The sequence below is a fragment of the Anaerophaga thermohalophila DSM 12881 genome, assembly GCF_000191885.1.
Lineage (GTDB): Bacteria > Bacteroidota > Bacteroidia > Bacteroidales > Marinilabiliaceae > Anaerophaga > Anaerophaga thermohalophila.
The window spans coordinates 1-7,710 of record NZ_AEWI01000152.1 but is presented as its reverse complement, the minus strand read 5'-3'; the positions used below and the strand labels follow the sequence as shown (position 1 = coordinate 7,710).

Sequence of the window (7,710 nt, the reverse complement as noted above, 5' to 3'; positions counted from 1 at the left end):
ACCCTTAAAGGGGAACTGCTAAAAATCAGCAGTTTGAAAAAGTCCCCTTAGGGGATTTAGGGGTCAAAAGGCTTTTTAGACTGCACTCATATTTTTAAACAAATACCCGCTTACCAAATAGGTTCAAACGTTATAGATAACCAGATAGACACTATCTTTCCGGTTGTTTTTATGAATTTTTTCTCGAGATCAAATTCAGCGCCGAACCTGCCTTATACCATGCAATCTGTTGATCGTTGTAAGTATGAAGTGTTTTTATGATATCTTTTGAGCCGTCTGAATGAACAACTTCAATAGTAATTGGCCTGTCTGGGGCGAACTTCTCCAGGTCGATAAAGTTGAATGTGTCATCTTCACGGATTTTGTCATAGTCGTCTTCATTTTCAAATGTAAGCGCCAGCATTCCTTGTTTTTTCAGGTTCGTTTCGTGTATCCGTGCAAAACTCTTGACCAGAACTGCTTTAACACCAAGGTGACGTGGTTCCATGGCTGCATGCTCACGCGATGAACCTTCTCCATAGTTATGGTCACCAACTACTACGGTGGGAATCCCGTTTGCTTTATATGCTCTTTGAACATCGGGAACTTTTCCGTATTCACCTGTAAGTTGATTTTTAACCTTATTGGTTTCATGGTTGAAGGCGTTAACAGCACCAATCAGCATGTTGTCGGATATGTTATCGAGATGTCCGCGAAAACGCAACCATGGACCGGCCATAGAGATATGGTCGGTTGTACATTTTCCTTCGGCTTTGATGAGCAGTTTGGCACCTGTAATGTTTTTTCCATCCCAGGGTTCAAAGGGCTTCAGAAGTTGAAGACGTTGGCTGTCGGGTTTTACAACAACCTCAACCCGGGATCCGTCTTTGGCTGGTTCCTGATAACCCGGATCTTTTACATCGAATCCTTTTGGAGGCAACTCGAATCCGGTCGGGGGATTCAGTTTAATTTCTTCGCCTTTGTCATTGGTTAGTGTATCAGTGAGTGGATTAAATCCCAGTTCACCTGACAGGGCAATGGCTGTGACCAGTTCGGGCGAAGCAACGAAAGCATGCGTGTTGGGATTGCCGTCTGCACGTTTGGCAAAATTACGGTTAAAAGAGTGGACAATGGTATTTTTTTCCTGTTTGTCGGCGCCTTCGCGGGCCCACATTCCGATACATGGCCCGCAGGCGTTGGCAAAAACTTTTCCACCCATTTTTTCGAAAAGGTCAATATATCCGTCTCTTTCAATGGTGTATCGTACCTGTTCTGAACCAGGTGTTACGGTAAATTCCGACTTTGCCTTTAGTCCCTTTTCCACGGCCTGTTTTGCAATGGATGCGGCTCTTGAAATGTCCTCGTATGAGGAGTTGGTACACGAACCGATAAGTCCGAACTCTACTTTGGTGGGCCAACCGTTTTTCTTTGCCGCCTCACGTACTTTCGAAATAGGAGTCGCCAAATCAGGGGTGAACGGACCGTTGAGATGCGGTTCAAGTTCATTGAGGTTGATTTCTATAACCTGGTCAAAGTATTTTTCCGGATCGGCATAGGTTTCAGGGTCTCCTGTCAGATGTTCCTTTATTTTAAGGGCTTCATCAGCAACATCGCCCCGTTTTGTTGCCCTCAGATAACGCGCCATAGCTTCGTCGAAACCAAAAGTTGAGGTGGTGGCACCTATTTCGGCTCCCATGTTGCCGATAGTACCTTTTCCGGTTGCAGAGAGAGACCGGGCTCCTTCACCGAAATATTCCAGAATATATCCTGTTCCGCCCTTTACGGTTAAGAGGCCTGCTACTTTAAGAATTATATCTTTCGGGGCTGTCCATCCGTTAAGTCTTCCGGTCAGTTTAACCCCGATAAGTTTTGGAAATTTAACTTCCCACGGCATACCGGCCATAACATCCACGGCATCGGCACCACCAACACCAACGGCAATCATTCCCAGCCCGCCGGCATTTGGCGTGTGTGAGTCGGTGCCGATCATCATTCCGCCGGGAAACGCGTAATTTTCGAGTACTACCTGGTGGATAATTCCCGCACCGGGCTTCCAGAAGCCTAGTCCGTATTTATTACAGACCGAACTCAGAAAATCATAGACTTCTTTATTGGTCACTTCGGCGGTTTTCAGGTCGTCATTGGCACCTACTTTGGCCTGAATCAGGTGGTCGGCATGTACTGTAGAGGGTACTGCTACTTTATCTTTGCCTGCCTGCATAAATTGCAGAAGGGCCATCTGAGCTGTGGCATCCTGCATGGCTACCCGGTCGGGTGCAAAATTCACATAGGATTTTCCCCGTTCAAATGGTTGCTTTGGAAGGCCATCTGCCAGATGACTGTAAAGAATTTTTTCTGTTAAAGTAAGCGGTCTCTTCAGAAGTGTTCGGGCAGCCTTGACTTTTTCGTCCATTCCGCCGTAGACCCTTTTGATCATATCAATGTCGAATGCCATATTTATGTGTTTTTTTGTAAGTTTATCAAGTGCTTTTGGTTGCAAATTGACAAATTTAGTGAAAACTTGCCAGTTTTTCTTATTTCCGGTTTCCGGGGTGAAAGAACTGACTCCGGATATATTCCATTCCTGTTATCTGTTATTTCGGGATTTGAAAGCAGCAAAACAGATGTTGAAGGAATATGAAAACTTTCACCTATTGTTAACAAACAGAGTCTGTTTTTGTTGAGGATTGATTGTTGGACTTCATCAAATAAAAACGCCTCCTTCAAAAGAGAAGGAGGCGCTGATGGATATAACGAAATCAATCGTTCGCTATTAGGCATTATCTACTGAGTACATGTGTCGTATCAGTTCAACAACCTTTGTTGAATATCCCATCTCGTTATCGTACCAGCTGATTACTTTCACGAAGTTATCGTTCAGGCCAATACCGGCGCCTGCATCGAAAATAGAAGTGCGGGTGTCGCCAACAAAGTCGTTGGAAACAACGGCGTCTTCAGTATACCCGAGAATTCCCTTCAGTTCACCTTCAGAGGCTTCCTTCATAGCTTTGCAAATGTCTTCGTATGAAGCACCTTTTTCCAGGCGGCAGGTCAGGTCAACTACCGACACATCGGGAGTTGGGATACGGAATGCCAGGCCTGTCAGTTTGCCGTTCAGTTCGGGAATAACTTTACCTACAGCTTTTGCAGCACCTGTAGAGGAGGGGATAATGTTTTGTCCGGCTCCACGTCCGCCGCGCCAGTCTTTCATTGAAGGCCCGTCAACAGTTTTTTGGGTGGCAGTAGTTGCGTGAACGGTGGTCATCAACCCTTCAACAATACCGAATTTATCGTTCAGAACTTTGGCGATAGGTGCCAGACAGTTGGTTGTACATGAAGCATTTGAAACAAACTTCATGTCTTTACTGTACTTGTCCTGGTTTACACCCATAACAAACATCGGGGTGTCATCCTTTGAAGGAGCTGACATGATTACTTTTTTTGCTCCTGCGTCGATATGGCCCTGTGCTTTTTCTTTGGTCAGGAAAATACCGGTTGATTCAACCACGTATTCAGCTCCTACTTCGCCCCATTTCAGGTCAGCGGGATTCTTTTCGGAAGTGACACGGATGGCGTTACCGTTAACAACGAGTTTGCCGTCTTTTACTTCAACATCACCCTTGAAACGACCATGAGTAGAGTCGTATTTGAGCATGTAGGCCATGTAGTCAACGTCAATCAAATCGTTGATTCCTACAATCTGTACATTGTCGAAGTTCTGAGCAGCCCGGAATACCAGACGGCCAATCCGGCCAAAACCGTTAATACCAATCTTAATTTTTGACATATTATCGCTTTTTTAGTGTTATATTAATTTTATCTCTCGATTTCGAGGTACAAAAATAAGAAATCATAGCAAAAACATCAAGAAATAACCTGCTGAAATTCTTAAATAAACGTTAATAGCATTGTGGCTGGTTAAAGAGATGAAATAATTTCTTTTCCGTTTTTTTTAAGACGAAACCAGTCTGTTAATTTTATAAGTTTTCATGATGCGATAATTTATGAGTGCAGTATTAAAAGCATATTTTGTCAAAATCAAGGCGTTTTAAAATTTTGTACCGGAGTTAACTTGTTGTTAATGAGGATGCAAAATTTAAAACAACAACGAGTTTGGCAACAAAGATGCTTTTTAGACCATACTCATTTATATAGATCACTCTGATTCTCTTTTACGCAATCTTTTTGGTGGAAATATTTATTTAAATGGTGGAAATTTTTTATTCAAAAGATGTAAATTTTTTGATTTAGTTTGTTTTATAGTTTGTTTATCAGGTTGTTACATTTTAGTTAGTGAGACAACCCAAATGTTGATATTGACAAACAGAACAGAAAATGACAGTTGAATTTTTTGTAATTTTGAGGAGGTTGAAAGCTTAAGCCTGTCGGAGTGAAAATGTGGTTTAATTGATGACTAAAGACTGAAACAATTTGCTGAATTACTTTAAAGAAAGTTAATATTCTGTTTAATAAATGAGTGCAGTATAAGAAGCATATTTTTGTCAAAATCAAGGCGTTTTAAATTTTTGTACCGGATTTAACTTATTGTTAATGAGGCTCCTTTCGTATAAAATTTATTTTTAAGGTCGGATGGAACTCGCATGATTGATTTTATACATCAATTTTTGTGATAAATCTTGACATGCTCGTTTCAAAAATTTAAAACAACAACGAGTTTGGCAATAAAGATGCTTTTTAGACTGGGTTCATATTAAGAAAAATAAAGTTATGAGTAACACAGAAAGAATAAGCTTGAAGGAAAAAATTGGCTATAGCCTTGGTGACGTTGCTGCCAATCTTATTTTCCAGACTTTGATGACATTTTTGGCTTTTTTCTACACCGATGTGTACAAAATTCCGCCATCGTCGGCTTCAGCTATCATATTTGCCGGTGGAATGGTCGGTGCTTTATTTACGCCCGTTATGGGAATCATTGCCGATCGCACAAAAACACGTTGGGGGAAATTTCGTCCCTGGATATTATGGACTGCCGTACCTTTTGGAATTATCGCCATTCTTACTTTTTCAACACCTGATTTCAGTACTGAAGGCAAGATAGCCTATGCTATGATAACCTACATTCTTTTGGTTATTGTATATGCTGCCAACAATTTACCTTATTCTGCTTTAAGCGGAGTGATCACTGGTAATATGGCAGACCGGAACAGTATCTCTTCCTTTCGCTTCACCGGAGTAATGATTGCTCAGTTTGTTGTGCAGGTTATTTTACTTCCTTTGGTATTTATTTTAGGTGATGGCGACCGTGCTGCAGGCTTTGAGATCGTAATTGGTATTTTTGCCGGTATCGGAGTACTTTTCTTCCTGATCACTTTCCTTACAACCAAAGAAAGAATAGTTCCGTCTAAGGAACAAACCTCATCTTTGAAGCAGGATATTAAGGACCTTGCTAAAAATAAACCTTGGATTATAATGTTGATTCTTACCACTTTTATTTTCATAACCCTTGCTCTTAAAAGTGGTGTTTATGTCTATTATTTCGAAAACTATCTGAGTCAGGCCCATCTTTCTGCTTTTCTTACCGATATCGGGTTCAACGGTTTCATTAATAACGTTGACAGGTTCTTCGAGAATATGGGGGCTGTTGGTTTCCATTGGCCTAATGAGGCGGCTACATCAGGATTCAGCCTTTTTAATGCGGTTGGTATTATAATGATGCTTGGGGGTATTGCTATTTCGAAATCGCTCGCTGATAAATACGGAAAACGTGATGTTTTCATGGTCGGACTGATTGGGGCAATGATAACTCAGTTTTTGTTTTTGTTTCTGTCGCCTTATGACATCGGGTGGGTTTATCTGCTTCAAATTTTGCATGGTTTTTCTTACGGTTTAACCATTCCTTTGCTTTGGGCTATGATTGCCGATGTTGCCGACTATTCCGAATGGAAAAATAACAGGCGGGCAACCGGAATCGTCTTTTCAGCCATGACTTTCGGGTTGAAGGTAGGAATGAGTCTTGGAGGTGCTATCCTTGCCGGATTGCTTGCGCTTTTCGGCTACAATGAGCAGTTGACCGTCCAGCCCGATATTGCCATCCAGGGTATTAAGCTAACGATGAGTGTATTTCCTGCTCTGACATTTCTGGTAGGAGTTGTTAGCTTGTTCTTCTACGAAATAAATAAATCTATGGAAGTTCGGATTGAACAGGACCTCCTGGCCCGGCGTAACAAAGAAAAAGAGAAAAGCAATGAATAGTAATTTTTATTAAACCGGCTATGAATTATATTAAAAAAATTATTACCGGAACCGCTCTTTTGGGTCTTTTGTTGTTGCTGACCAATTGCAACAACCCCCAAAAACAGGAATCATGTACTTTTAAGGAAGCATTTAAAGGAAAATTCCTTACAGGAGTTGCCTTAAATGCCAGGCAGATTTCAGGACAGGAGCCTAAAGCAATTGACTTGGTAAAGAAGCATTTTAATTCTATAGTGGCAGAAAATTGCATGAAGATGGAAGGAATTCATCCCGAAGAGGATGTATACTACTGGGATGATGCCGATGCATTTGTAGAATTCGGAGAGGCTAACGACATGCATATCGTGGGACATACCCTGGTATGGCATTCACAAACAGCGCCCTGGATATTTGTTGATGAAAATGGTGATGATGTTTCCCGCGAAGTGCTTATTGAAAGGATGAAGAGTCATATACAAACCATTGTAAGCCGTTACAAAGGACGTGTGGATGGATGGGATGTGGTGAATGAAGCCATTGAAAGTGACGGCTCTTGGCGCAAAAGCAAATGGTACAAAATTATAGGACCTGAATTTGTTGAACTTGCATTTGAATTTGCACACGAAGCAGATCCGGGAGCTGAACTCTATTACAATGATTATGGTGTGTCTGGCCGTGCCAAATGTGATGGTATCTATAAGATGGTTAGCAATTTTATTGAGAAAGGAATCAAAATTGACGGAATTGGGCTGCAGGGACACGTTAATATTGATGCCCCTGAAGTTTCTGAGATGGAGGAATCCATTGAAAAGCTTTCCTCTCTTGGCCTTGATCTTATGATTACCGAGTTGGACATGACAGTTCTGCCCTGGCCGTCGGAGGAGGTAACCGCCGATATTTCTTTGGATTATGAATTATCTAAGGAATACGATCCTTATGCGGAAAGCCTTCCTGACTCGGTTTTCCGGGAAATGATGAATCGATATACAGCGTATTTTGAAATGTTTCTCCGACATCACGAGAATATTTCAAGAGTTACGTTCTGGGGTGTCCATGACGGAGTATCCTGGAGAAATGACTGGCCCATTGAAGGACGAACCGACTATCCTTTGCTGTTTGACAGAAATTATCAGATGAAAGAAGGTGTGGATGAAATACTGAAAATGGCTGCTGAAATGGATTAGTGTTCGTTTTCAGTTAACCCGTAAAAGGTGTATACATCCTTTTATCCGTATAAAATTTATTTTTAAGGTCTGATGGAACTCGCATGCAAGAATTTATACATATTCTTGTTGTGGCAAACTTTGCCATGCTCGTTTCATCAGTATAAAATTAGTCTAAGTTATTGGTCTGATGCAATTTATTATGCTTTAATTGATTTTAGATTCTTCGCTCCGCTCAGAATGACAAACAGCTAAGGTTGAGGTTAAGTTGAGGTTGAGAATTCACTACAGATGAAACAGATGAACACAAATTATTTTTATTGACATCAATAAAAATCACATTTTAATATGTTTGCTTTTTTTAGATTCTTCGTTT

The 7,710-nt window shown here is 41.2% G+C and carries 4 protein-coding genes; 2 read left to right on the top strand and 2 right to left on the bottom strand.

The features are described 5' to 3' along the window. Positions 1–169 precede the first annotated feature (169 nt). Together ATH1_RS0117400 and gap are read right to left on the bottom strand one after the other, a co-directional pair. On the bottom strand, positions 170–2,434 hold the full coding sequence (locus ATH1_RS0117400; RefSeq protein ID WP_010424749.1) for an aconitate hydratase: 2,265 nt from the start codon (positions 2,432–2,434) through the stop codon (positions 170–172). 318 nt (positions 2,435–2,752) lie between these two features. Further along, on the bottom strand, positions 2,753–3,766 hold the full coding sequence (gap, locus tag ATH1_RS0117390; RefSeq protein WP_010424744.1) for a type I glyceraldehyde-3-phosphate dehydrogenase: 1,014 nt from the start codon (positions 3,764–3,766) through the stop codon (positions 2,753–2,755). Between the two features lie 941 nt (positions 3,767–4,707). Here gap and ATH1_RS0117385 point away from each other — a divergent pair. Then, positions 4,708–6,192: an MFS transporter gene (locus ATH1_RS0117385; protein ID WP_010424742.1), complete on the top strand. Its 1,485-nt coding sequence runs from the start codon at positions 4,708–4,710 to the stop codon at positions 6,190–6,192. A 20-nt stretch (positions 6,193–6,212) separates the two neighbouring features. After that, positions 6,213–7,355, top strand: a complete 1,143-nt coding sequence (locus tag ATH1_RS0117380) for an endo-1,4-beta-xylanase (RefSeq protein ID WP_010424740.1) — start codon at positions 6,213–6,215, stop codon at positions 7,353–7,355. The last annotated feature ends 355 nt before the right edge of the window (positions 7,356–7,710 follow it).